20 protein-coding genes and 1 pseudogene are annotated in these 24,721 nt (G+C 51.7%); 13 read left to right on the forward strand and 8 right to left on the reverse strand.

Going from position 1 to position 24,721, the window contains the following annotated elements:
- Positions 1-56: 56 nt before the first annotated feature.
- The 4 genes from BLQ17_RS04240 to BLQ17_RS04255 form a co-directional block, all read right to left on the reverse strand.
- Positions 57-308, reverse strand: a complete 252-nt coding sequence (locus BLQ17_RS04240; protein WP_143005432.1) for a hypothetical protein — start codon at positions 306-308, stop codon at positions 57-59.
- 148 nt (positions 309-456) lie between these two features.
- A complete protein-coding gene (locus tag BLQ17_RS04245) occupies positions 457-1,599 on the reverse strand; it encodes a glycerate kinase (protein ID WP_092220135.1) in 1,143 nt (380 codons plus the stop codon).
- A 266-nt stretch (positions 1,600-1,865) separates the two neighbouring features.
- A complete protein-coding gene (locus BLQ17_RS04250) occupies positions 1,866-2,981 on the reverse strand; it encodes a GNAT family N-acetyltransferase/peptidase C39 family protein (RefSeq protein WP_092220137.1) in 1,116 nt (371 codons plus the stop codon).
- Positions 2,982-2,993: 12 nt separating this feature from the next.
- Positions 2,994-4,463, reverse strand: a complete 1,470-nt coding sequence (locus BLQ17_RS04255; RefSeq protein WP_092220139.1) for a RimK family protein — start codon at positions 4,461-4,463, stop codon at positions 2,994-2,996.
- Positions 4,464-5,032: 569 nt separating this feature from the next.
- On the opposite strand from BLQ17_RS04255, the gene BLQ17_RS22160 reads away from it, so the two are divergent.
- The 3 genes and pseudogenes from BLQ17_RS22160 to BLQ17_RS23635 form a co-directional block, all read left to right on the forward strand.
- Positions 5,033-5,239: a PAS domain-containing protein gene (locus BLQ17_RS22160; protein WP_143005433.1), complete on the forward strand. Its 207-nt coding sequence runs from the start codon at positions 5,033-5,035 to the stop codon at positions 5,237-5,239.
- Between the two features lie 60 nt (positions 5,240-5,299).
- Positions 5,300-5,809 (forward strand): PAS domain-containing protein, encoded by a 510-nt coding sequence (locus BLQ17_RS04265; protein ID WP_407919117.1) that lies wholly within the window; start codon positions 5,300-5,302, stop codon positions 5,807-5,809.
- Positions 5,787-6,071 (forward strand): annotated as a pseudogene (locus tag BLQ17_RS23635) (AMP-binding enzyme); the annotation flags it as partial. The gene BLQ17_RS04265 and the pseudogene BLQ17_RS23635, both read left to right, overlap by 23 nt.
- Before the next feature lie 753 nt (positions 6,072-6,824).
- Here BLQ17_RS23635 and BLQ17_RS04280 read toward each other — a convergent pair.
- On the reverse strand, positions 6,825-7,361 hold the full coding sequence (locus BLQ17_RS04280) for an HPP family protein (protein WP_092220147.1): 537 nt from the start codon (positions 7,359-7,361) through the stop codon (positions 6,825-6,827).
- 2 nt (positions 7,362-7,363) lie between these two features.
- Positions 7,364-7,978, reverse strand: a complete 615-nt coding sequence (locus BLQ17_RS04285) for a CBS domain-containing protein (protein WP_092220149.1) — start codon at positions 7,976-7,978, stop codon at positions 7,364-7,366.
- A 705-nt stretch (positions 7,979-8,683) separates the two neighbouring features.
- Between BLQ17_RS04285 and BLQ17_RS04290 the strand changes: the two genes are divergently transcribed.
- From BLQ17_RS04290 to BLQ17_RS04310, 5 genes are all read left to right on the forward strand, one after another.
- Positions 8,684-10,438, forward strand: coding sequence for a two-component system sensor histidine kinase NtrB (locus BLQ17_RS04290; RefSeq protein ID WP_092220151.1), 1,755 nt, complete (start codon positions 8,684-8,686; stop codon positions 10,436-10,438).
- Positions 10,435-11,808, forward strand: a complete 1,374-nt coding sequence (locus tag BLQ17_RS04295) for a sigma-54-dependent transcriptional regulator (RefSeq protein ID WP_245694988.1) — start codon at positions 10,435-10,437, stop codon at positions 11,806-11,808. Before BLQ17_RS04290 ends, BLQ17_RS04295 begins: the two co-directional genes overlap by 4 nt.
- A 333-nt stretch (positions 11,809-12,141) precedes the next feature.
- A complete protein-coding gene (locus BLQ17_RS04300; protein ID WP_092220153.1) occupies positions 12,142-12,510 on the forward strand; it encodes a hypothetical protein in 369 nt (122 codons plus the stop codon).
- Between the two features lie 394 nt (positions 12,511-12,904).
- Positions 12,905-13,297 carry a c-type cytochrome gene (locus BLQ17_RS04305; RefSeq protein WP_092220155.1) on the forward strand — a complete coding sequence of 131 codons (393 nt, stop codon included), beginning with the start codon at positions 12,905-12,907 and terminating at the stop codon, positions 13,295-13,297.
- A 208-nt stretch (positions 13,298-13,505) separates the two neighbouring features.
- A complete protein-coding gene (locus BLQ17_RS04310) occupies positions 13,506-13,925 on the forward strand; it encodes a hypothetical protein (RefSeq protein WP_092220157.1) in 420 nt (139 codons plus the stop codon).
- Positions 13,926-14,089: 164 nt separating this feature from the next.
- Here BLQ17_RS04310 and BLQ17_RS04315 read toward each other — a convergent pair whose 3' ends face one another.
- Both BLQ17_RS04315 and BLQ17_RS04320 read right to left on the reverse strand, forming a co-directional pair.
- Positions 14,090-14,317: a hypothetical protein gene (locus BLQ17_RS04315; RefSeq protein ID WP_092220159.1), complete on the reverse strand. Its 228-nt coding sequence runs from the start codon at positions 14,315-14,317 to the stop codon at positions 14,090-14,092.
- 96 nt (positions 14,318-14,413) lie between these two features.
- Positions 14,414-17,557 carry an NAD-glutamate dehydrogenase domain-containing protein gene (locus BLQ17_RS04320; protein WP_092220161.1) on the reverse strand — a complete coding sequence of 1,048 codons (3,144 nt, stop codon included), beginning with the start codon at positions 17,555-17,557 and terminating at the stop codon, positions 14,414-14,416.
- Positions 17,558-18,562: 1,005 nt separating this feature from the next.
- Between BLQ17_RS04320 and BLQ17_RS04325 the strand changes: the two genes are divergently transcribed.
- The 5 genes from BLQ17_RS04325 to BLQ17_RS04345 all read left to right on the forward strand — a co-directional run bounded on the left by BLQ17_RS04325 (position 18,563) and on the right by BLQ17_RS04345 (position 24,684).
- On the forward strand, positions 18,563-19,171 hold the full coding sequence (locus BLQ17_RS04325) for a TetR/AcrR family transcriptional regulator (protein WP_092220163.1): 609 nt from the start codon (positions 18,563-18,565) through the stop codon (positions 19,169-19,171).
- A gap of 253 nt (positions 19,172-19,424) precedes the next feature.
- Entirely contained in the window at positions 19,425-20,819 is a 1,395-nt protein-coding gene (locus BLQ17_RS04330) for a putrescine aminotransferase (protein WP_092220164.1), read from the forward strand.
- A gap of 160 nt (positions 20,820-20,979) precedes the next feature.
- Positions 20,980-22,710, forward strand: coding sequence for an aldehyde ferredoxin oxidoreductase C-terminal domain-containing protein (locus BLQ17_RS04335; RefSeq protein ID WP_092220166.1), 1,731 nt, complete (start codon positions 20,980-20,982; stop codon positions 22,708-22,710).
- A 12-nt stretch (positions 22,711-22,722) separates the two neighbouring features.
- Positions 22,723-22,962, forward strand: coding sequence for a MoaD/ThiS family protein (locus BLQ17_RS04340; protein ID WP_092220167.1), 240 nt, complete (start codon positions 22,723-22,725; stop codon positions 22,960-22,962).
- Between the two features lie 219 nt (positions 22,963-23,181).
- Positions 23,182-24,684, forward strand: a complete 1,503-nt coding sequence (locus tag BLQ17_RS04345) for a Na+/H+ antiporter NhaC family protein (RefSeq protein WP_092220169.1) — start codon at positions 23,182-23,184, stop codon at positions 24,682-24,684.
- Positions 24,685-24,721 lie beyond the last annotated feature (37 nt).

Below are 24,721 nucleotides of genomic sequence, written 5' to 3' on the forward strand. Positions count from 1 at the left end.
ATAAAAAAAATCCTCAACCGTTTTCGCTTAAACGTAAATATTGTAAGCGCACGGGGTCATTGTTCCGGCACATCGCCATCCCATACCCCGATTGTCCGGTCGGTTGCGGTGATGGTCGTAAACGGAATGAATGTCAAGGTCCGCGATAGAGTCGGCCCTGCTTGCTCTAAAACCGGACTGAACAGTTCTGCTGGCTGCAGAATCATATCCCCAAAAGAGGCAGCGATCCGGTTGAGAATTGCGGTGCTGCCGGCTATCAAGGTGACAGGCTGGGCTATTATATTCCATAGAATGGTAGGTGTTGGCAAGATGATAAATGCTATGCGAAATTTCTTTGGCCGACGAACAGGGATCGGTCGTCAGGTCGATAGAAACAAAAAAAATCTCTGTCAGACTGTTTCGGTCACTGACGATAGTTGGTTTTTCCCCTTCGCTTACCAGGATAAGTCGAATGTCTCAACCTTTACCGCCGGCTATCCTGATGACGGCACCAATATTTCTCGCCAGAAAAAGAAGGTTTTCAGCCGCTTCGTCAAAGGCCTTCGCCAGGCTTCCCGGTCCCGGAGAGATTGAAAAGATGGCGTCGATCGAACAGTCAAGGACTTTTTCCGCTCCCTGTCCAAGACTTCCCGCAAGAGCGATCACCGGAATTCCATGTTCGGCGGCGACCCGAGCTACACCAACAGGCGCTTTGCCGTAAATCGACTGCCCATCCATCCGTCCTTCCCCGGTAATCACCAGGTCGGCGTCGATCAGGGCTGTTTTGAGGTCGACGGCATCGATAATTATCTCTATGCCGGGACGAAGCCGGCCTCCTCCAAAAGCTGCCAGCGCCGCACCCATGCCCCCCGCTGCTCCACCGCCGGGGAGGGCCGCGATATCCTGGCCCAGGTTGTCCGCCACCCGACGGGCAAAGTGGGCCAGGTTCGTCTCCAGTAGTGACACCATGAGCGCGTCGCCACCTTTTTGCGGAGCAAATGTCTGCGAGGCTCCTTCGGGGCCGATCAGCGGGTTGTTCACGTCGCAGGCGACTTGGATATCGCACTCGCGCAGACGGGGGTCGAGTTCGCTGATATCGATTGTTTCGATCCTTGCCAGTTCTCCCCCGCCAAAGCCAATGGGGCGGCCGCTGTCATCGAGCAGCCCGACGCCAAGGGCCTGGAGCATGCCTGCACCTGCGTCGTTGGTGGCGCTTCCGCCAATGCCGATAATAAATCGGCGGATGCCCTTGTCAAGGGCATGGTTTATCAATTCACCGGTGCCGTAGCTGGTGGTGAGCAGGGGGTTGCGCAGTTCCTCCGGGACAAGAGCCAGGCCGCTTGCCGCCGCCATTTCTATAACGGCGGTAGTGCCGTCACCGGTGATGCCGTAGAAGGCCGCAACCGGATCGGCCAGCGGGCCGGTCACTTCAATCTCAACACGGCTGCCGCTAGTTGCGGCGATCATTGCATCAACCGTTCCTTCACCGCCGTCTGCGATGGGCAGCTGGACCAGCTCAGCGTCGGGATAAACCATGCGAAAGCCGGCACTGATCTGGTTGGCAACCTCAACGGCTGACAAACTTTCCTTGAACGAGTCTGGGGCGATAACGATTTTCATAACTCATGAAGATGGACAATAATGGTTCTCGTGATCATCCTGTTTAACACCTTGCACCTGACCGGCCATGACCGCAGCGGGGCAGAGACCTTGACGACATCGGCCGTCGGGCGACCAGAGAAGTTGAATAGCAAAAGAGTTGTGTCATGGCCAACTATAGCTAAAACAAAAAGTTAGGACAAGGTGGAAAATGTTTTTCAAACGTCCTCCTGAAAAGTCACCTTCAACGAAAGGGGCCGGCGCGGGGTGGCGGAGTCGCCGGATATTCAGGTACCGTTGTCTGTTTTTCGTATCACCACCGCGGTGCGAAGACGTTCAGAGCCAAAGACCGACATCTTGGAGAAATCATCCCTGGCAATGGGCATATGCTGACAGTCCAGCGGGTCCTGGCTCTTCACATCCGGGTCGGGGTCGTGAACATAGAGGCAGTAATCGTCGACCGCGGTGACAGTGACCCAGTGCGGAAGTTTTCGTCCGTCGAGCCGATATGTGCTGATGAGCACTATCACCATGTTGCCCTTATCGAGATACCCCTTGATATCGTCCTGGGTTATATCTCTGTAGCAAAGCGCTATGGAGGCGTTTTGTGCCCGGGCCATGAACTGCCTGTTTACCAGCCGCAGGACCTGTTTTTTTTTCTCGGAACGAACTCCCTCAATGAACAGCGGATTTTTGGTGTTGATGTAGACCTTGGCGGTAAAGCCCCTGTGGTGGGCGGCCAGCGCCAGGCCGACGGGATGGCACCCGCCATGGCCGGATGTCATGAAAATGGTGGTGGCCTCTCGCCAGATATCCAGTTCCAGTTCCTGGCTGGGGATGATATGGTCGCCTAGACTGGCCATGGCCATCATCAGCGACGACGGACCGCAGGTGAAGCTGGTGGTCTGCTGATACCAGGGAGTTTCGGGATGGACAAGTGACGTGTCCATCTGGCGAATTCGTTTCTGCATGCGCAGGGCATCGCTTTGATCCTGGTAGTAGTTTTCATATTCGCCAAAGGCGCGATACCCCAGCTGGTGGTAGAGAGCCTGGGCTGCATTGTTGTTTTCCGACACTTCGAGCCGCATAAAGAGCCGGCCTTCGGTTACTGCATCCTGTTCGAGGGTGGTCAACAGTTTTTTGGCGATCCCAAGCCTTCGTGCGTCAGGAGATATCGCCATGGAATAGAGCCTGGCGAGCCTGGTGCCCTTGTGCAGCACCACCAGTCCGTATCCGAAAAGTTTTTTCCCGTCGTCAGCAACCTTGAAAATACAATTGTCAGCCTTGAGCCAGTGTCTGAACTGTCTCATGCTTAATCTGTCGGTCATGAAACAGGCTTCTTCGATAGTGACAAGATGTTGCAGGTCGGACGCGACTGCGTTGCGAATTTCAATGTTTGCCATACATGTACCCGTTCAAACCGATCGCTCACCGCGAATCCGGTCTTCTATCCTGTTCAAAAATGTTGAGGCGATCCGCAGGTAGAGCTCTTCACCCAGGATCAAGTCCTCGATGCCGCTGTCGATGTTGGGGTTGTCGTTCACCTCTATCACCACCACATCCTTGCCCCTTTGCTTGAGGTCCACCCCGTACAATCCATCGCCGATAAGTTTTGCTGCGCGCAGGGCGGTCTGGATCACTTTTCTGGGGACCTTCTCCTCGGGAAAGGTTTCGACTTTGCCGTAAATGTCCTGTCCCTTCTTGTTCTTGCTTATTATCTGCCAATGTTTTCTGGCCATGTGATACTTGCATGCATAGAGCGGTTTGCCGTCGAGTACGCCGATGCGCCAGTCAAAGTCGGTGGGAACAAATTCCTGGGCGATGACAAGATCCGATTTTTTCAGCATTCGCCGAGCCTCTTCGATCAGCCGGGTCCTCTCCCTGACCATGATCACCCCCTGCGAGAAAGAGGAGTCCGGCTGTTTCAGGATGCAGGGCAGATTGAACATGGCAAGGGCCTGGTCGATATTTTTGTTATGCAGGATCAGGGTCCTGGGGGTAGGGATCCGGTTGCGCGACAGCAACTCGGCCAGGTATACCTTGTTGGAACAGCGCATGATGGAAACCGGATCGTCCAGGACCACGAGGCCTTCGGCAGTGGCCTTGCGCGAGATGCGGTAGGTGTGATGGTTGACATTGGTTGTTTCCCGGATAAAGAGCGCGTCAAATGCGCTGAGCCGGTTCGAGTCTTCCCTGCTGATCGTCTCCACTCCGAACCCGAGGCTTTCGGCGGCTCTGGTAAACATTCTCAACGCCTTCGCATCCGACGGAGGGCGGGTTTCGTTTGGGTTGCGGAGCAGGGCAAGGTCCCATTTCGGCACCGTCCGCCTGGATATGGTGAGCTTTCTGCCGCCAAAAAAATCCTGGGCGATATTTTCTACAAAAATGCGGTCCTCCACCGGAATATCCTGAACCGAGAGGGGGGTGACGTTCTGCAGTTGCCACGACCCGGTTCTGCTGAAGTCGGCACGGAGAAACGGGGTGGGAAAAGCCTTGAAAAGGGCGGATCCCAGGGAAGTGTATTTTTTCTCCCTGGTTTTGCCGAAATAGATATGTATCGATAATTTCGTTTCGGTGTCCGGCCCCAAACATTTTGCCATACGATTTTCGAATTCGTCGGAGACCAGCCTGATGATCCCCACCGATTTCATATCCAGGATTGTGGTGGTCCCGGGAATCGACTTGTGTCCCCTGGCCTCTGCGAGCAGGGAGACGTAGTACCCTATACTCTGGTATCTGTAGGATTTACAGATATTGAAAACTTTCACCCCTTTCAGCGTGGCAAAAGAGCTGTCGGTCAGATAGGTCCTGGCGGCGACGGGGTTGATCCCCTCAAGATTGAGAGGACAGTTTTCGGGATTTTCAAGAACCACAAGAACGGACACAGGTCACCTCCAAGGATCTTCGATAACAGATAAACAACGCTGTTGTGATAAATGATAAAAAAACGGTAGAAGACCGCAGGCGACGGTCCCATCCGGTCATGGTCGGGAAAACATATTCCTTTAGGGAGCGATGTTGCAAGTTCTAAATGGAGTAGCGGCAGGGGACAATACATTTTTCGTTGAAATTTTGCGATCTGGCCACCAATATCTTTTCCGAATCGGTTCTGCTCCTGCGCCACAGTGGCCGGAGGTACTGTCCGCAAGTGTGATGGAGACGACATGGGGTGGCCTTTATCACCTGGAAAACGGCGACAAGTTGATTGGCCGCAGCACCCCACTGTAGTATAGTTGTCTCAGCGTACTGCCGCAGAACAAGGCGACGCCCTGTGGAGACCGGACGGCCGCCTGCTGAAGCGCTGGCGACCCCGTTGTCTCAGCCGGAGTCGGCTTGAGTTGATCCTGTCTGCTGTTCAGCCATGGGTAATGGCCTGCTGCACAAGCGGCGATTCTGATAAAGCACGGTTTGACCTGACGGTCAAGAGCGTCACTGCTGACAGGAATACTCAATAATGGTGCAAAAACAATCTTTTTCAGTTTCACAACCTGACCCGTCCGGTAGCTGTACTTCCTGTACGCAGTTCTCCCGGCGGCTTCTTCTTTGCGAAGATATGCTCTATTATGCTCCTATCGGTGTTGTCCGGTCGACGGTTGACGGCAGGTTGATCTACGCCAATCCGGTAATGGCTAATATGTTCGGGTACTCGTCAGTTGAATAGTGCCTGGCTGCCATCAAGGACCTTGCCAGGGATCTGTATGTCGATTCCGAACGGCGCATGATGCTGGTGGATCGGGTTCTTGCGCAGGGCGAGCTGACCAACTTTGAGAGCAGGCTGCGTCGCAGGGACGGCACAGTCATAATCGGCAACTTAAATGTCAGGCTCGCCCGTGATGATCGCGGGGAAATCAGCCCTCTTGAAGGATTTTTCGAGAATATTACCGCCCAGAAAGAGGTTGAGCAAGAGCTGCGCTCAAGTGAGGAGTGGTACCGGTCGGTATTCGAAAACACCGGGGCTGGCACCATTATAATTGAAGAAGATACCACCATCTCGCTGGCAAACACCGGTTTTGCAACACTTGCCGGATATTCCAAGGAGGAAATCCAGAGCAGAATGAAGTGGACCGATATGGTGGCCACGCCCGAAGAACGGTTCAGGATGGAACAGTATCATTATCGGCGCAGAAGGGACGGCGCCGCTGTTCCGATCAACTACGAGTCCACACTCAAGGACCGTGACGGAGCGAATAAGCGTGTTTTCCTGAGGGTGGATCTCCTCGCTGGAACTTGAGGACATAATCAGCCAGCATCCGGCGGTAAGCGAGGTGGCGGTCATTGGTGTCCCCGATTAAAAGTGGGGGGAGCGTCCTGTGGCGTTTGTCATCGTCAAGGATGACCTGAAGGGATCTGTTGCCGAGGGCGAGATCAGGGATTTCATAGGACAGTTCGTCAACAACGGTACAATCCCCAAATATGGAGTTCCCGAGCGGATCATGCTGGTGGATGCGATCTCCAAGACCAGTGTCGGTAAAATAAACAAGAGGGTGCTGCGCAAACTGCCACCGATAATGTTTAAAACCCCGTCGACCATACCCGCTTCCTTGCTTTTCTCCGCCAGTAAGAGAGTGGAGCGGGATTTCCTCCTCTGCTCTCTGTCCATTGGTTGTTGCTCCATAATTTGTTTTCCATTTGTTACCCTTTTTCTTGCTCCATGTTGAGAATTGTTCGGCGCCGTTGCCCTGAACCGGTCCTGTGTCCGTTTAGAGCCCTGGAGGACATCTGCAGAGCGAAAGGGGGCTGTTCCGGTTCCGGTAACAGATACGCGGTGTTGCGAAAAAAAACTAAAGTAGCCACGGCCAGCTGTTGATAATCGAAAAACAGATTACTGAAAAATTCGATTAATGTGAAAACAATGTATTTTGAAAATAAAAAGCAAGCAGAACTGCTGAAGACAGCGGTCCTTAACCAGCAAGGACAAAAAATAACCGCAGATGAGTCTGACTTTATCTAAATGAAATAGTTTGGGATAAGCGCCAGTCTGTGGCTGCAACATATTACGCTCAAATACATAAAGGTCAGCGTTATTGTGGAATAACCCATTGAGTGGTAACCGTTTAGCGGAACATTGATGGTTACGTGTTATTGCTCGTTATTTTTAGTTCCTTTAAGAGATGTGGTGCAAAAAACAGTCAGGAAAAATGGCGGGTTGGACGTCGCTATGCGCGTTCAGTTCTCTCGCTGTTTCATGAAAATGAGTTGCACGACCGTAACCGATCGGGCAAAAGGCTCTATTGCCGCGCCGGCGTTTACAGCCAGAACTCGGGGTATCTCCGGTTTTTAGGGATATTGTTTATTATCAGGGCGATAATGAGCATTATGACAGCTCCAAGAGCCACGGGTACAATGACATAGAGATACCCGAGGTTGTGGACTTCATCGCTGCCGATCACTGCAATCAGAGCGGTTGCGCCGCCCGGGGGATGGAGAGTCTTGGAAAAGTGCATCAGGGCGATGGCGGTAGAGACGGCAACCGATGCCGCAATCCATGGCTGCTGTCCGAGCAGCTGGTAAGCCGTTACTCCGACTATCGCCGACAGGACATGGCCGCCGACCAGGTTTCTCGGTTGCGCCAGGGGACTGCGGATGGCGCCGTAGATAAGTACCGCAGAGGCGCCGAACGAACCGATAAGCATCATCAGGTCGTTGTGGCCAAACATCTTGTAGTGGGCAAACGAAACCGCGCCAATGCCAATAAAGCTGCCGATCCACGACCAGAGGATTTCGGCGGGACCGACTGCTGGTGGACTCTGGCTGCTGCCTTTGAGTTTTTGCAAAAATTCCATAATTACAGCCCTTGTGAAAAAATATGAAATCCGTGTGTCAGATCGGTACGGGTGACGATCCCGACAACCGTGCCGTCGCGGTCGACAATAGGTATCCGGTTGATCTTTTGCCTGGTGAAAATGGCAGAGATTTCCCCGATGGTCATCTGTTTGTCTCCGGTAATGGCCGGCTGGGTCATTATATCCCGGACAGTCCTGCCATGCAGTCGGGCAACCAGACAGCTCTTGTCATGTAAACAGTGGGTGGCGATCTGCATAAAGGAAGGGGAAGCGCCCAACCCCATCTCGATGAGGAAGTTTTTTTCCGATATGACGCCGACCACTTTTTTTTCGCTGTCGACAACAGGAGCGCCGGTGATTTGATTTGAGGCAAGCATTCGGGCGGCTTCGGCAAGTTGTGTGGTCTGTTCGATCGAGAGTACCGGACTGGTCATGAGACCGGACGCGGTCACCGAATCGAGCATCCGCTGGACGGCCAGTGTATGGGCAACATGGTAGATTTCTCGGAAGTCGCCGGGGGTAATATCGATATATCCAGGAATGGCTTTCATGGCCTTGATGATATCCCCCTCGGAGATATCGGCAGCGATGACTGGAAGCTGTTTGTTTTCGGACATTTTTTTCTCCGGTGTAGGTATCAAGCGGATCTTTTCCCGGTACGTTTGTTTTCGGGAATTAATTGTTTTTTACGGATAAGAGGTCAGCCTGCTGTCTGGAGGTGAACATGAATTCGTTTCCTAGTAATTGACTTATATCAATTTTTCGTATGATTTTAGCATGATGGTTGCTGGCAACTCGGAGTATACCCTGGAATCAGTCACGGGTGTCAACCCTGTCGGGTGGTTGAGTACCGTCCCGGAGCCTTTGCGCCGGCAATAGGTTTTTTCTGACATGGACAGATTTTTATTGATGAGACCTCCGGGAGAGCGGCTGAAAAAGGAGGTGTAAAAAAAAGAGAATATGCCTAAATTTTGTACAACAACAGGTGCGATCGGGAGGGCTTATGTCAAAAAATTAGGCACTGGTCTTTCGGGGGATATGACGAAGGTGAAATACTTTCTGCTGATCCTCTCTGGTAAATATCTGGAATTATGTCGTTATTGTTGTTGATTTGCGCGGGGTGTTGATGCAATATTCAGGGTAGCGGTCGGTTGTTAGAGCTCTGGTGCTGGTATGGATCCTGCAGTAATATCTGTTGATCGGTCACCGGTAAAGAAAATCAGCAGCACGTGGTGCTGGTATGGCAGCGCCGGATGTAGGGTGCCGAACCGTGCGGTCGGCAATAATTCGTTTGGCTAAAGGGGTATGAGGATGGGGGACAGATGGGCGTTGGCGAAACCGACAAGATAAATATTCTGGCCGCAAGGCGGCTTCCTTTCAGGCTTTCAAAAACTGCGCTGGGGCTTATTCTGGCAACCATTTTCATGGGAATTGTGCTGACATTTTCGACAATCCAGAATATCAACCGGGCGCAAAATATGATGGAACGTTTTCTCCGGCAGAAAGGGGAGACGATTGTCCGGGTAATTGAAGCGGCGATGCGCACTTCCGCCATGCATCACATGGCAGGAAGCGGCACTCTGGATACACTGCTCGCGGAAAGCAGTCGGGGAACCGGGGTTGCCTATATTCTTGTTGCCGACCTCTATGGCGATATAGCCGCCAGAACGGATGACGCTCCTGATTTGTCGGGGCTTGAGGCGGTCCGGTCGGCAGCCGGGCTCGAGGAAAAAGAAACCTTCTGGCTTGACCGGGAAGAAGGAGTGTACACCATAGCAAGGCCCGTGGTGCTCTATTCCTCCCGTTCGATGATGGGCATGATGGGAGGGATAAGGGGGCAGCACCGGGGCAAGCACGATGCCGACTGGAGCCCTCAGGAAACAGCCACTATTTACATAGGCCTCTATACCGAACCTTTTGACAATGCCCGGAAGCAGGACGTACAGCATGCACTGTTCATGGGAGCGATTCTCTTTCTTCTGGGCAGCGCCGGTCTCTATTTTCTTTTTCTGTACCAGGGGATGAGCGTTGCCCGGTCGACACTTGCCAACATGAAACTCTATACCGATAACGTCATAGAGTCGATTCCGGTAGGGCTGGTGACCTTGAATGCTGAAGATCGCCTGGTGTCCTGCAACAGACAGGCGGAAAAGATTATCGGCTGCAGCCAGAAGGTGATGCAGGAAAAACATGTTGCCGAGGTGTTTGGCGGCTGCATGGACGACACTGCGGCAATCCGCCGTGCAGAGCTCGATCTTTCATTGGATTGTACTTTTGGCGATGGCCGGAGTGTCCCGGTAAAAGTGGGTGGATCTGCACTGGTAAATGATCTGGGAGAGGTGATAGGTACGGTTCTGGTGGTACGCGATATGAGCAACATCCGTGAAATGGAGCAGCAGTTGGAACGGTCCAGGCGGATGGCGGCACTTGGTAAAATGGCAGCCGGCATCGCCCACGAAATACGCAATCCGCTCAGCACCCTCAAGGGGTTTGCGCATTATCTGGGTAATCAACCGGAGATCACCAGTGAAAGCAAAAAATACATAAACCTGATGAAAAGTGAGGTGGATCGGCTCAACAGAAACGTTTCCGGGTTGCTGCAGTTTGCCAGGCCCCGGGAACCCAATTTTGTCGAGTTGAGCCTTGGTGAACTGATCAATAAAACCGTTGCTCTCATGGAAAACGATTTTGCCGAACATGCTCTTGAGTTTTCCTGGCGGTGTGATCAGGGCGAGACCATCAGCGCCGATCCCGATTTGCTGCTTCAGGTGCTGCTCAACTTGCTCAAGAACAGTGTCGGGGCAACAGCCCCAGGCGGAAAAGTAATCCTTGACGCGGCGGCTGACGGTCAAGATGTCAGGATCAGCGTGACCGATACGGGATGCGGCATCAAAGTGGAGGACCGCGAGCGAATGTTCGATCCTTTTTTCACCACCAAACAGGACGGCACCGGGCTCGGACTTGCGGTGAGCCACCAGATTGTCGAGCAGCATCGGGGCAGTGTCGAGGTGGAGACAGCAGTGGGGCAGGGTACCATGATCACGATAATCCTGCCCAGGCGCAGGAGGGGAGAATGATGGGGACGATAACAGAAAAAACTTTGATACTGCTGGTCGACGATGATGATGCCCACCGGATGATGCTCCGGGCAAATCTTGAAGACAGTGGCTACGCGATTGCTGAATTGTCCGACGGGGATGAGGTTTTGCCATATCTCGTGGGAAATGACAACAGTCCGGACCTGATTGTGCTCGACATGAAAATGGCCAGGCAGGACGGGCTGACCACTCTCTCCGTGTTGCTGCAGGCGGGGTGGGACATCCCGGTTATCGTCCTGACCGCCTTTTCGTCTGTTGAAAGCGCGGTCGCGGCAATGAAAAAAGGTGCTTTTGACTACATAACCAAACCCGTCGACATAGAAGAGTTGAAGATTCTGGTTGATCGGGCACTCAGTTTCCGTTTGCTGGCCAAAGAGAACGAATCGCTGAAAAACAGGCTGGACGAACAGTTTTCGTTTGGCAGCATAATCGGTAAAAGCATTGCCATGCAGAAGATGTTCACAACCCTGTCAATGGTGGCTCCAACCGATGCGACGGTGCTGATTACCGGGGAGTCGGGAACAGGGAAGGAACTTGTTGCCAACGCCCTGCACCAGAACAGTCTGCGTAAAGATAAACCATTTATCAAGCTCAATTGTGCAGCCCTTAATGAGAATCTGCTCGAAAGCGAGCTGTTCGGTCACGAACAGGGCGCCTTTACCGGAGCTGCCACCAGACGCGAGGGCCGGTTCGAACTGGCTGATGGCGGAACCCTGTTTCTCGATGAGATCGGGGATATGAGTCTGCAGACCCAGGCAAAGATCCTGCGGGTGCTGCAGGAAAAAGAGTTTGAGAGGCTTGGGGGAACCGAGACGGTCGCAGTCGACGTGCGGCTGCTGGCGGCGACCCACAAGGATCTCAGCAAGATGATAGGTGAAAACACCTTCCGTCAGGATCTTTACTTTCGTTTGTCGGTGGTTCCGGTAAAGCTTCCGGCCCTGCGGGAGCGAAACACCGACATTCCCGACCTGGCAAGCCATTTCCTGAAAAAGTTTTCTGAGAAAAACAGAAAGGACATCAAGGGGTTTCATCCGGAAGTGCTGAATCTGCTGATGCAGTATAGTTGGCCGGGAAACATCCGGGAACTTGAAAACACTATTGAGCGGGCGGTGATCCTGTGTATGGGCGAACAGATCTCGGCCCACGACCTGCCTACGCATCTTCTCTCTGAAGAGGTTCAGGAGATAAAACATTCCAAGCAAACAGAGGGGTTCACCCTGCGCGATATGGAGCGTGAGGTGATCCGTTCCACCCTTGAAAAAACCGGCAACAATAAAAGCCGCACGGCCAAGCTGCTTGGAGTGGCAAGACAGACACTGTTGAACAAGATTAAGGAGTATGGACTTTGACTGGAAAAAATAGTCATCCTGGAGGTCTTCACCTTCGCCGCCGTCACCTGTCTCGGGGTGTGAAAAAAATGAACAATCGGCGGACGTGAAAGCCGGCAGCCCTGTCCAGAAATTGGATATGTCTGCGGTAGGCGCGTGGCGGACAGTAGCGTTTTGATTTATAAAATGTCGATATGTCAATGGCTTGAGGTGTATTAAAATATTATTTTTAAAATGGCATGTCCTTTGCTTCTTAAAAGGTAGCTTGAGTGTATGAGTTTGATCGAAACGACCGGAGAAGGATGGGTCGGGCTCATTTCGAAATGAAAATATAGTAAAGCAAAGGAGAAAAACATGAAAAAAATTATTGCAGCAACTATCCTGATCGTCGGTTTGGCAGCAGGCGCAGCTTCGGCTCACAATAACGGCTGGTTTGGTATGTACGGGCATAACAACGGTCATATGATGGGCGGCGACCGCTATGGCATGCACAATTATCACCACGGTTGTTCCGGTGCTACCTGGTCCGGGGGGCACCAGTGGAGTAATGGTGTCAACCAGAAATTTATGGAGGATACGGTTGCTCTGCGAAAAGCTCTCAACGATAAGCGTTTTGAGTATGGGGAGGCCCTGAGAGACCCGGATATATCAAGAGATAATCTTGCCCGGCTGGAACAGGATATTTTCGATCTTGAGTCGCAGATCCGCGGGGAAATGCAATAAAGGAGTGTCCAGTTCAGAAAGAGCATAATAACAATAGATAATAAACCTTGCCGGCCGGATGTATGCCATTTGTTCCCCCCCTATTTTTTATTTTTGGTGTTACTTCCTGCGGTCGGCAACTTTTAAAATCCCGGTACTAAAAGTGCCGGGATTTTTTTGGTGTTAATTAAAGCTGTTGCAGGGGAGGCACTGTAGTGGTGGATGGGACTGTTTTGCCAAGGTCCGGGCTCTTGTGCGTTTTTGCATGGCGAAGCTGAATATGCTATTACATAAGCTGGGATGAATCGGTCGCCCCTGGGGAAAAGGCAAAATAGCGGGGTGGTTTTTGTCCGCATTGTCCGTCAGGCAGCAGCGGCTGGATCTTTTAGGTAAAAGACAGGATCAGGGAGGGAGGATGAAAAACAGGTTGTTGTGGATATGTGCGGGGGTGCTGGTGCTGACAATTGTCTGCTTCCAGGCGGTCGCCCATGAATGGATGGCTCCCCGAAAGGCGGCAGAGCTGACCAGCCCTCTTGCGGTTGATGATGTGGTTGTCGCCGCTGGGAAAAAAGTGTACCAGGAGAATTGCGGATTCTGCCATGGTGGTGCGCTTGAGGGAAAGTCGGCGGACCAGGCTGGATTGGCGAAGGGACCGCCGAACCTTATAAAAAGCTTTAAAGCTCACGGAGAAGGCGATTTCTTCTGGAAGATCAAGGAGGGAAGAGGAGATATGCCTTCGTTTAAAGAAGAGTTGTCGCCGGATCAGATCTGGTCCGTTATCGGTTACATCAGCTCCGAGTCCGATTAGCCTGTGGGGTGTCGGGAGCATGCGGGGAGACTGCAGCCGGTGATGGTTGCGCTCAGGCGACCAGTTGGCTCCAAATGGCCTCGTTCGCCTCTTTATTGCACTTCATGAAATCGTATTTATCTTTTGAGCCAGGATGAGTCTGCTAATCCTACCATTTCATGGCAAAGAAACCCCACCTCGAAACCAACACCAAACAGGGAGGTCAGTTATGCGTGAATCATCGAGCCTTCATCAGAAAGTTCAGGAAATGTGCGACTGTTATGCAACCAATGACCCTCTCAAGGAGATGTCCAGACTGCAGCACCAGCCAGACGTCGACGAAGCGGCTATCAAGTGGATAGCGCTGGCTATTCTGCATGGGCTCAATAACAACGCCGAAGAGATATCTCTTGAAAAAACAAAGTCAGGTTCGGTCAGGGTAGTTGCCGAATACAGGAAAACAGAGTTGCCGCCGCCCGATAATGATATTGGCGACAGGATCGTAGCCGTTCTTCGGGATATCATCCATGTCGACAGTTCCCAGGGGGAGTCGACTTTAGCTTTTGGCTTTCGTAATAATAGTATGGAGTTACGCCTGAAAACCCGCGAGGAAGCAGGAGGCCGGAAAATAACCATCGGCTTCCCCTGAAAGGTGAGTGGCAGGTGGCAAAAAAATTACGCCTGACCGGTTTTTGCCGGTTGGAAGTGTCTGTTTAGATGGGGCGCATGCATCAGCCGGTCGCCTTTTTCTGCCCTCATATCTGTCAAAGCGGCGCCCCGTCAAACATGGGCGAGGCGCCGGGATGACAGCTGTTATTGCAAGCAGCTCAGGCCTTCATGGGTGATAAGCGATCTCTCACCTTCCATATCACTTACCACAACCCCCATTTCATGCATGAGTTTGAGCAGTTGGCACGTGTCCGTCTTACTCATATCCAATTTGTCGGCGATATAATCCGAGGCTACCAGCTCCGGGTTCGGAGTATTGAGATTGTCGGCCAGGATTCTCAGTACTTGTTGTTTTTTCTCTAATCTGCACATGATATTTCGTTTGTTAGAGGATGTGTATTGTTTTCACCCTGTTGCGCGGATCGTTTCTCAGCAGCGACAGGGTGTGTTTGTCGTTTCAGACCTTTTTTATGCTTGAAGCGCTTTACTCAGGGCACCGGTAAAATCTCTTTTCAATACCTTTGCCCGGTAGTTGTCCCAATCATCACCAAACTGATAGAACGCAATGGCGGCGAGCTTCTTGGCAACGATGGCGTTGCGATAGGGCTGCAGCTCCTCGGTGTTGAATGTTGTCATGATCTTGTCCCGTCCAAGTTTTTCAATGAGTCCTGACGGGATATAGCGGAGCAGCACCTGCCAGACCATTTCTTCGTTTTGCAGGATCTCTTCGAGTTTTTCCGCAACCTCGTTCTGCAGGGCGAAGATCTGCTCACTGGTGATAGCGGAGAGATCAAACAGCGGCATGCCCGGATTCTTTTCGTGAATGCGCAGCAGCAACCCTGTTTCAAGCTGGGAATAGTGGGCCACAAGTTCCATGATGTCTTTTGTCAGGCCGCACCTGGTTGCCGTGTCGTTGAGCAGCTCTTTCTCATAGTCTTCCTGGAACAGGAAGGCGGTGAGCACTTCGGCAATTGAACTGGAGAAAACGCCACCTTTGTTCGCCGTCGAATCCTTGATGTGCTTTATCGCGGTGGTGGTGGCTATAAAACGCCTTGCCGTATCGTCAAAGAATACGTTCGCACCTTCTACGATAAATTTCAGTTCCTTGAAGTTGGCGATAAAGGCTTTGACGTTGCTTTGGTTGACGGTATCCTTGAAACCGCCGCAGGGGATGAACGCCTTTATGTTCGCCTGCTTGATATACTTTCGACTTTCAGGGCTGACGAGAAAGTTCCGGTGAAACAGCGTTCCGTCCTCGACGACGGTGCCGTCGGGCATCGAGATGTCCCGTGCTCCGATTGGTACCATGAACCCTTTATCGCTCAATTTTTCCCTGGGAAAAGCCAGGGAATTCTTGCGCGGCGAGGAATTTCTCATAAACGCGATCTTGGCGAGTTCTTCCTTGTCCAGTCCTTCAGGGTCGAAAAGTATAGATCCACCGTCGATGATCAGGCAGATTTTCCCTTTATAGCACTGAATCTGGTTGCCGCCGAGGTCTCCGTCAGGGCCGCCGGACATCATCAGGTTCAGGTCCTGTTCCTTGGCCTTGTAATAGGAGATGAGGGTCCTGAAACTGCTCATGACGGAGGTGGTGGTCATGCCGCTTGTGGCTATTTTATCTCCGATCAGCCGGTAGATTTCGTTCATATCGTTAGTCAGAGCCACCGATTTGCCGTCAAGTTCGAGTTCGACACCTTTGCTCTTGCGGTCATACAGTCCGAACAGCTCTCCCGACTCAAGCATTCCGTAGGTGTCGTGGGGGATGCCGAAACTCTTTCCGGTGGTCATGGTGCGCCAGTGTTCATATCCTCTCTCCCTGGCTCTGAGGGCCACCGCGTCCATTAGCGGCGCAGTGCCTTCGTCGGGTCCGAAGAAGATCAGCTCCGGTTTGCCGTAGTAGTCGATGATGGAGTCCTCAAGGAGCATCAGGTCCATAATGCCCTCGGTGTAGTCGAGCAGTGATTCCATCGAGTAGCAGGCGTATTGCGGATGGGGAATGATGACCCCTTTGGAACCGCTTTCGCAAATATCCTTATGCTTGAGACGTTGGGCCTTGGGGCCGAGCGCGTAGTTGAGCAGGACGGCGTTGTCGAGCTGTTCCTCGTGGTTGGACCGGGAAACTCGCAACAGCCGTAAGCCTCCTCTTGAAATATCGTCGGCCCGTAGGTGGGTCCCGCAGCCGTAGTGGCCGTTAACGTAGAAAATGCCGAAAACTTCCTGGTCAAATACCAGGGGATCGAGAACTGTGCTGTCGAACCGGAAGGAGAACGACCGCTTGTCTTTTTTGTAGAAGTTGGTCTTCAGGGTTGAGGTGACGATCTTGAACATAAAGGAGAAGATGTCGTACCCCAGCTTGCAGTCTATGAATCGTGACGAGATCTTTTTGTCGAATTCGACCCGTTTCCTGGCGATTTCATTGTCGTCGATCCGGAGCATGGAGTCGGGGTGAAATCTTTTTTCAAAGAGATCGTACAGGAACTTGAGCAGATCGGCATTGCTGCCAGCGAGTTCGTGAATCAGGGGTTCTTTGTAGATTGATTTGTTTGAGCTTTGCAGGCGTTTTGCAAATGCGTCCCTGTGGTCTTTGTTTGAAAGACTCTCCAGGATTTCCCTGTCGGTCGCGTTCTCGCTCTCTTTATAGATAAAGAGATGAGTGAAATCGATGGCGTTGCCGGCAAACAACATCTCATGGAACGTGAGTTTGTCCTGGAGGTAGAGGTCTACCGTGTCGTTGACGGCAAAAGCCAAAAACGCCTTGAGATCGGTGACAAGAGATTCTTCCTGGCTTCTGGTCAACTCTCCCTGGATATAGAGGGTGCAAACCGATGAAGGAGCGGTGGACTGTGCCAAGTACGGTTCCCAGTAGGCCCTGACCAGGGTGAGACCGTGATCGCCGAGCATTTTGCGCAGCAGGGGAAGCTGCGGTGCCTCGAAGTCACTGTTGAACATCAGTCGGGTTTCTCCAGTCTCCGGAAGGTTGAACACTTCTATGAGCGGGCTGACCGAGCTCTCGCATTTGGCCAGAAATTTTTCATAGCGCTTTCTTGTCGGCTCAGGAATCTCGTCGTAGTCTCCGGTCAGGTGAAACAAGAATTTCGATTGGGTGAATTTGTCCCTGTCGAAGTCGGCGACGGTCTCCGGACGGATCAGGTAGGTGTAGTAGTTGGACCTGGGGCTGTAATAATACTCCCGGCGATGCCCGGAAATCCGTTCGCCAATGACCACCTCCATGTCGTCCCGGGTCTCCCTGGTGGCAATACGTACCGTTTCCTGTCGGGCTTCATCGCCCTGGGTGAGGTCGAAATCGATATGAGCGACCCGGTCGTATAGAACGACTTTTCCATCTACCAGCTGTATGCTCGTGGCGATAGACTGCAGAAGATTTATAAGAGAATCTTTCTGGATATGTTGAAAGAAGTATGAAGGCAGTCCAAGGTCTTCTAGGAGAATCCCTGCCGCCATGTTAATACAGTTTGCGGTGACAAGTCCTTTTGAGGACAGATCTATGACTGCTTCGTAAAGCAACCTGGAATCGAGTCCGTCGCTTTGTGCCTTGTTGATGATATCTGCTCCTTGAAGCAGAACTGTCGAGTTACCTGCAGCCTTTTCCATGATGTGCTCCTTCGAAACGGTTAACTGCCAGACGATGTTAAATGTATTAAGTAAATAGTTTTAGATAACAAGTAGCTGCCAGCAAGCAGCGGGCGTGCCCCGGGGATTTGGGCGATCGTCCGCAACACTTGCGCAAAAGCTGTACAATCTGAATCCATCACATCACAATCAACCATTTGGCCAACTTTGCTGCGGGGCGCCAGGCAGTTGGCGTCCGCGATGACTGGTTTGCCAAATATGTTCTGCGTACCAACCTGTCACGGGAATTTTCGGTACGATTCGGGAACCGAACCGGCAAAAACTGCGTTGAGTTATCGGTAACATGGTTGCAAGCCGAGACAGAGTGGATATCGCAAAATGGATGCCAGAGAGAGATATTTTTAAAAAGATCGTTTTAAAATAGAGTGTTATGCTGTTGGATGGGTATGGTAGAAGATGTTGTTGTGATTCGATAGCGCATCGAAGAGCGCGCTAATATGTTGTAAATACAGTAAAAAAAACCAATGATACAAATATGTATCAATGATTGAGTGAAGCCCGTAGCGCGGAAAAGTATTGTTTTTAGTTTGTGTAATCGCTCTTAAATGTTGTATCTACGGGGGGATGCGACATGTTGTCGTTTTGGCATGCGGTGGTGAGATGGCATCGTGTCGTGAAGCTTCTTACGATAGTGGTTGATACATTTTGTAATCAAAAGCGTGGTTCAAGACGGTGGCGCTGCCTCTTTGCACCTCGGAACAGGATAGAATTCAAGCAGGCAATTATCGTTGCGAATATGTGTAAAACAAATAAAAATAAATCACAAATATGTAAATTTATGAAAAGCATCAAAAAAAATGATTTTTTTTTGCAGCGAAAAAACAGCAATATAAACATGTAAATAAAACAATATTTATTGAACGGACAGTTAATAATTAGAATTTAGCTTCTTGACAGGAAAAAATGGAAAGTGTAGCATCAACCATAATCACATCACAGACAAGCGGGGAAATAAATTAATCAGTTATGGCAGGCCGAAAGAACAGAAACGCGGAGTTGAGAATACCTGAGATACTTGAGGCGTACTATCGCGTTCTCATAGACGAAGGGCTTGAGGGGACGTCTATAAGCAAGATAGCCAAGAGTATCGATATTCATCCCAGTCTTATTCTTCATTATTTCCAGAATAAAGACAACCTGCGGGCGGCCCTTATCGAGCTGATAGTCAGTAAATTCAAATCTCGTCATCTGATTAATTTTGATCATATCGAAGATGATCAGGAGCGATTCGATGCGCTCATGGATATGATCTTCAGTTACGAATGGTCGCGAACGGTAGATCCGGGGGTTCATTTTGGTTTCTATTACCAGAGCTTCAGGGATGAGCATGTCCACAAACTGTTTACGGACATGTTTGTATGGTTCAGGGATTTTCTTCATGACCAGTTCGTTGATTTCAACAGGAAGGGTGTCATTCAGGTGAGTGACGAAGTAAAAGCCGCGGATTTTGTCTTGACCATGATGGAGGGACTGGAGTTTCATGCCCATTTTCTCGCGGGGGACAATCCGTTTGAGGATTTTGCGCAAAGCTGCAAAAAAACGGCATATACCATTCTGAAGAATCGAGGGGTTTAGAGTCTGGAACTGTAGTCTGAATCTATAATCCAGATAGTGTTCAGGTTACTATTAACTGAACATTCAATTAATGTAGTGGCAGTCACCGAGGATGCAACGATAAGGCTGGGTAATAAAATAAACTGAATAGTCAGTTAATATTGTTGACCGCCGACGGAGATCACCTTGTGGGGTTGAGGATACTGCCTGAGAGTGGCACCTGGAGCAAAACAGCATCCGGGGACCTGAATATTAGTAAAAGGAGACGTGTAAGATGAATAAGCCTGTGGAAAACAAAAACTTTTCTGAAACCGCACCGTGTACACGAAATATTGACGAAGCGTTGCGTGAAGCCAGCAAAATGGTCAATCTCATCAAGACTCCAGAAGCTGATGTCAGCGATTCCGAACGCCAGTGGGTCGCCGAGTCGACATACCAGAATTTTGCAAATCATATAAACAAAGGTTTTCTGGAGTACAGGAAATCGGTGACCGAGACCAGTGATTTCGCCCTTACCGACTGGCAGGGCGAAGGGTCGATCCTGCGCGATGTCCTGGGTCGCGAATATATCGATATGCTCGGTGGGTTCGGGCTTTACTCCCCGGGGATTAGGCACCCTAAGATCGTTGCAGCGGCAAAAGCGCAGCTTGATCGCAGCCCGCAGTACAGCCAGGAAATGCTTGATCCCCTGCGCGCACACCTGGCAAAGGTTATCGCCAAGCTGACTCCGGGGGATATCCAGTACGGTTTTTTTGCCAACAGTGGTACCGAGGCTGTCGATGGAGCCATGAAACTGGCCAAGCTTTATACCGGAAAAAGCGGATTTATCTCAACCCTCAAGGGGTTCCATGGAAAATCTCTCGGCGCGCTGTCTCTGCTGGGCAAGGCGGTCTACCGCCAGCCTCTTTTACCGCTGCTCAATAATGTCCACCAGGTTCCCTACGGAGATGCGGACGCAATTGAAGAGGCTCTGCGTTGCGCCAAGGAAGTAGGCAATGATATCGCCGGAGTGGTGGTTGAACCAATCCAGGGAGAAGCAGGCGCCATTGAGCCGCCCGACGACTACTGGCCTAGGTTGCGGGAGATCTGCGACAAGTACGAAGTGTTGCTGATCGCCGACGAAGTTCAGACAGGTTTTGGCCGTACCGGGAAAATCTTTGGTGTCGACCACTGGAATGTTACGCCGGACATCATGTGTTTTGGCAAGGCGCTCGGCGGCGGGGTCATAGCCATGTCCGGTTTCTTTTCCACGGCAAAAATTTGGAAATGCATGGAACCGAATCCTTTTATGCATACCACCACCACAGGTGGAAATCCGGTGGCATGCGCCGCCGCCCTGGCAGCGGTCACTGTCCTGGTAGAGGAAGATCTGGCCGGACAGGCGGCAGAAAAAGGTGAATATATCAAGAAGAAGGTAAATGAACTGCAGCAGCGCTATCCTCAGATTCTCAACGGCATACGGGGAAGAGGTCTTCTGCTCGGCATGGAATTCCCGACTGATGAAATCGGCTATAAGGTGGCCTCGGGACTTTTCAGTCGCGGAGTGCTGACCGCCGGTACCCTGACCAATGCTCAGACAATCAGAATAGAACCTGCTCTTACTATTTCGTATGAGTTGATCGACGAAATGCTGAAACGGCTGGAAGACACATTCATCAGCCTCGGCTAATGATGTGGTAGTTTGGTGACGGTGAGGAAGATGCCCCTCCCGGGATTTTTTCATAAAGCATCATGAATGATTTCGCTGCTGTTCATCCGTGGCCGGTTGGAGAGCAACGGGAAAAAGCAAGGGCATTTTCTTCATTATTTAACAAGACAGTGGAGGAACTATGAAATTTCTGAGGGTTGATATGACCGCTCAAACCGCTGAGTGGCAGGATGTTCCACAGGAATACGAGAAGTTGGGCGGCCGGGCACTTACCTCGCTTTTGGTTGACAGCGAGGTTTCGGCGACAGCAGACCCCTTGACCGGTGACAACAAACTTGTTTTTGCTCCGGGCTATTTCAGCGGTACAACGCTTGTGAACAGCAGCAGACTATCGGTGGGGGCAAAGAGTCCGCTGACAGGCGGGATCAAGGAGAGCAATGTCGGGGGTACCGTTGCCTATTCCCTTGCACGACTCGGCGTCAAGGCGGTGGTGGTGGAAGGCCAGGCTGCCGATGGCAAGTATTTCTACCTGAATATTGAGAGCGACACTGCCGCATCACTCGTGCCCTGTGACCAGTTGAAAGGGATGCGTACCTATGCCTTGACACAAACACTGCACGGGGAACTCGGAACGGACAAAAGCGTTACCTGTATAGGGCCGGCCGGTGACCAGCAGCTGCTTTCTGCTTCCATTCAGTCAACCGACCTCGACGGCCGGCCATGCCGGGCCGCTGGCAGGGGTGGCTTGGGTGCTGTTATGGGCTCGAAGGGGTTGAAGGCTATTGTGGTTGATCGCAACGGCAAGAAACCGGTTCCGCTCGCTGATGACAAAAGGTTTAAAGATGCTGCCAGGGCTTACGCCAAGGATGTCAAAGCCGATGAGTTCAGCGGTGAGATTCTCCCTGAACTGGGTACTGCGGTACTGGTCGAGCCCATTAACGCCGCAGGCGCGTTTCCGACCAGGAATGCCAGGCAGGGGCAGTTTGAAAACGTTGACAAGATCAGCGGCGAGGCCATCGCCAAGGTGATTAAGGAGCGGGGCGGAAAAAACAAGCACAAGGGATGTGCCCAGTGCATAGTCGACTGCTCCAACGAATTCGTTACCGCCGAAGGGGAATTTGTGACCTCGTCGCTAGAGTATGAGACAATATGGTCAATGGGCGGTATGATAGGTAACGACGATATCGATGCAATCGCCAGGCTTGATTTTTTGTGCGACGATATAGGTCTTGATACCATGAATACCGGAGTCGCACTCGCCGTCGCGTTTGATGCCGGCTATGCCGAGTTTGGCGATGCCAAAAAGGCAATCAGCCTTGTCGAGCAGGTTGCCGAGGGAACGGAAATGGGTCGTCTGATCGGAAACGGGCCGCATGCGGTGGGTGAACATTTCAACCACGACCGGGTGCCCGCCGTGAAAAAACAGAGCATGGCCGCCTATGACCCGCGGGCCATCCAGGGGATGGCGGTGACTTATGCGACGACGCCCATGGGCGCCGACCACACTGCGGGATGGGTTGTCGACCAGAACCTGGAAGCCTTCGGCGGTACGGTTGACGCCAGGAGCGGTGAAGGTCAGGTGGAAATATCCCGGGCCACCCAGATTCACATGGCGGCGGTGGACAGTGTCGGTATTTGTGATTTCGCCCAGTCCGGGCTTGCCTCGGAAGAAGGTATAGGCAACGTCTATACCATGATGTCGGCAAAGTCGGGTGATGTTTTCGGTGAAGCCGAGTGGGCCGAGCTTGGCTCAACAGTACTAAGGACGGAGCTTGGTTTTAACAAACGGGCGGGTCTTACGGAAGAAGACTACCAGCTGCCGGAGATGTTCTACAAAGAGCCGCTGCCGCCATATAATGTTGTTGTCAAGGTCACCAGGGAACAGATGAACAGTACCTTTGAAGATTTGTGAATTTGAACTGAAATGAAAGTACACCTGCGACTTCTTGGAACACTGCCGGACTACTATCCGGGTGATTATCCGGAAACCGGCCTTGACCTGGACGTTCCCGCTGGCATCACGGTGGGTGAGCTCGCTGACCTGGTGCAAATGCCCCGGGAGCGCATTTCGATCGTCTCCGTCAACGGCTTTCTCGCCAAGGCGGACGACAAGGTGCCGGAAAACGGCGTGGTGAAGTTTCTGCAGAGCCTGCACGGCGGCTGATGGTGTTATCAGACCGTACTATTGCAGGGTCTATTTTAGGAGATGATATAGAGCGACAACAACATAGAGCGATACGGCAACGTCAAAAGACGTCAGGCTGGAACAGCACCTGTGACACGATAAGGGGTGGCTGGTTCAGGTACAATTGCGGGTGCTGACCGTATCGTATTAAATTACATACGCAAACATTTTCCATTTCGTTTGTGCGGAGGATATACAATGAGTGAATCTGTAGGGATAAACGCTATGACTACCGATAGCGGTATAGGAAGAGGTCAACTCAGCAGGACCATCGTTGAGTACACCGTCTTGGCTGTTGCTTTTCTGATCATCACGGTCATGGTTCCCGACGATGAAGCGAGTCTGGGAATTTTTTCTGCACTTCCTTCTGTGTTTCTGCTTGCATTTATCTTTTATACCAAAAGAATCCTCGAGGGTTTAACGCTGGCCTCGTTGCTGGCTTTTCTTATGGCCCACCAGACCGGATTTTTCGCTCCGATGAGTGAAACTTTAAGTGAGGTCCTCACCGATGGGGATACCCAGTGGCTCTTTATCGTGTGCGGTCTTATGGGAAGCATCATCGCCCTTATCGAAAGAGGCGGCGGGGCGGCAGCGTTCGGTGAATGGGTCGCAAAACGCGCCAAGACCAAAAAAAGTACGCTGCTGTGGACCTGGTTGCTTGGCGTGGTGATTTTTATCGACGACTACCTCAATTCACTGACCGTCGGCTCCTGTATGGCACCGATCACCGACAAACACAAGGTCTCAAGGGAACAGCTGGCATATATCGTCGATTCGACCGCGGCTCCTGTATGCGTTCTTATTCCTATCTCAACCTGGGCCGTATACATCGCCAGTCTGATCGAACAGGCCGGAGCGGCTCCTGAAGGCGAAGGCATAAAAATGTTTATCCAGACCATTCCGTATAATATCTACGGCTGGGTCGCAGCGCTTATTGTTCCGCTGGTTATAGTCGGCATCGTGCCGATATTCGGACCGATGAAAAAAGCTGAGAAAAGAGCCTTTGAAGAAGGTATTCTCGCCCCTCCCGGGTCGGAGAAGATCGATATCCACAGCGGCGAGAAGACCAAAACGCCTGCCAAGCCGAGAATCTACAATTTCTTCCTGCCTATCCTGGTGCTCATAGGATCAACCATCTATTTTGACATTGACATGCAGCTGGGTGTTCTGACCACCGTGGCGTTCATGTTTGTGTTCTTCATTCCCCAGGGGCTGATGGGACCTGAAGAATTCTTCGACACCTGCATCGTCGGCATCAAGCAGATGCTCTTCCCGCTGCTGATGGTGGTGCTGGCGCTCACTTTTGCCAACATTAACGAAAAGATAGGATTTCTGACCTACGTAATAGAGACGGCAAAAATGTATATGACTCCCGAGTTGCTGCCGTTCGTCGTTTTTGTGGTGCTTGGCATTACCGAGTTTATCATGGGGCTGAGTTGGGGAATGTACGCCATTGCCATTCCAATCGTGATCCCCCTTGCGGTTGCCATTGGTGCCAATCCGGTGGTTGCCATCGGTGCCGTCTGTTCAGCCGGTGTATGGGGAAGCCATATCTGTTTCTATTCCGACGCCACCATTCTCAGCTCTGCGGCGGCGGGATGCGACAACTACCGGCATGCGGTAACCCAGATGCCTTACGGGTTCCTTGGCGCAATAATTACCGGGATCCTTTTTCTGGTTGTAGGCTATATGGGGCTGTAACGGAGGTCGCGGAAGATTTACCCGAAAACAAGGGGGG

Origin of the sequence: Desulforhopalus singaporensis (assembly GCF_900104445.1) — a bacterium.
Lineage (GTDB): Bacteria > Desulfobacterota > Desulfobulbia > Desulfobulbales > Desulfocapsaceae > Desulforhopalus_A > Desulforhopalus_A singaporensis.

What these genes read in the sequence shown, in the direction of transcription:
- BLQ17_RS04315 (WP_092220159.1), bottom strand. Translation starts at nt 14,317, where the DNA reads ATGTGCAGATTAGAGAAAAAACAACAAGTACTGAGAATCCTGGCCGAC.
- BLQ17_RS04280 (WP_092220147.1), bottom strand. Translation starts at nt 7,361, where the DNA reads ATGGAATTTTTGCAAAAACTCAAAGGCAGCAGCCAGAGTCCACCAGCA.
- BLQ17_RS04295 (WP_245694988.1), top strand. Translation starts at nt 10,435, where the DNA reads ATGATGGGGACGATAACAGAAAAAACTTTGATACTGCTGGTCGACGAT.
- BLQ17_RS04320 (WP_092220161.1), bottom strand. Translation starts at nt 17,557, where the DNA reads ATGGAAAAGGCTGCAGGTAACTCGACAGTTCTGCTTCAAGGAGCAGAT.
- BLQ17_RS04330 (WP_092220164.1), top strand. Translation starts at nt 19,425, where the DNA reads ATGAATAAGCCTGTGGAAAACAAAAACTTTTCTGAAACCGCACCGTGT.
- BLQ17_RS04265 (WP_407919117.1), top strand. Translation starts at nt 5,300, where the DNA reads ATGCTGGTGGATCGGGTTCTTGCGCAGGGCGAGCTGACCAACTTTGAG.
- BLQ17_RS04250 (WP_092220137.1), bottom strand. Translation starts at nt 2,981, where the DNA reads ATGGCAAACATTGAAATTCGCAACGCAGTCGCGTCCGACCTGCAACAT.
- BLQ17_RS04340 (WP_092220167.1), top strand. Translation starts at nt 22,723, where the DNA reads ATGAAAGTACACCTGCGACTTCTTGGAACACTGCCGGACTACTATCCG.
- BLQ17_RS04245 (WP_092220135.1), bottom strand. Translation starts at nt 1,599, where the DNA reads ATGAAAATCGTTATCGCCCCAGACTCGTTCAAGGAAAGTTTGTCAGCC.
- BLQ17_RS04305 (WP_092220155.1), top strand. Translation starts at nt 12,905, where the DNA reads ATGAAAAACAGGTTGTTGTGGATATGTGCGGGGGTGCTGGTGCTGACA.
- BLQ17_RS04310 (WP_092220157.1), top strand. Translation starts at nt 13,506, where the DNA reads ATGCGTGAATCATCGAGCCTTCATCAGAAAGTTCAGGAAATGTGCGAC.
- BLQ17_RS04290 (WP_092220151.1), top strand. Translation starts at nt 8,684, where the DNA reads ATGGGCGTTGGCGAAACCGACAAGATAAATATTCTGGCCGCAAGGCGG.
- BLQ17_RS04335 (WP_092220166.1), top strand. Translation starts at nt 20,980, where the DNA reads ATGAAATTTCTGAGGGTTGATATGACCGCTCAAACCGCTGAGTGGCAG.
- BLQ17_RS22160 (WP_143005433.1), top strand. Translation starts at nt 5,033, where the DNA reads ATGGTGCAAAAACAATCTTTTTCAGTTTCACAACCTGACCCGTCCGGT.
- BLQ17_RS04300 (WP_092220153.1), top strand. Translation starts at nt 12,142, where the DNA reads ATGAAAAAAATTATTGCAGCAACTATCCTGATCGTCGGTTTGGCAGCA.
- BLQ17_RS04345 (WP_092220169.1), top strand. Translation starts at nt 23,182, where the DNA reads ATGAGTGAATCTGTAGGGATAAACGCTATGACTACCGATAGCGGTATA.
- BLQ17_RS04285 (WP_092220149.1), bottom strand. Translation starts at nt 7,978, where the DNA reads ATGTCCGAAAACAAACAGCTTCCAGTCATCGCTGCCGATATCTCCGAG.
- BLQ17_RS04325 (WP_092220163.1), top strand. Translation starts at nt 18,563, where the DNA reads ATGGCAGGCCGAAAGAACAGAAACGCGGAGTTGAGAATACCTGAGATA.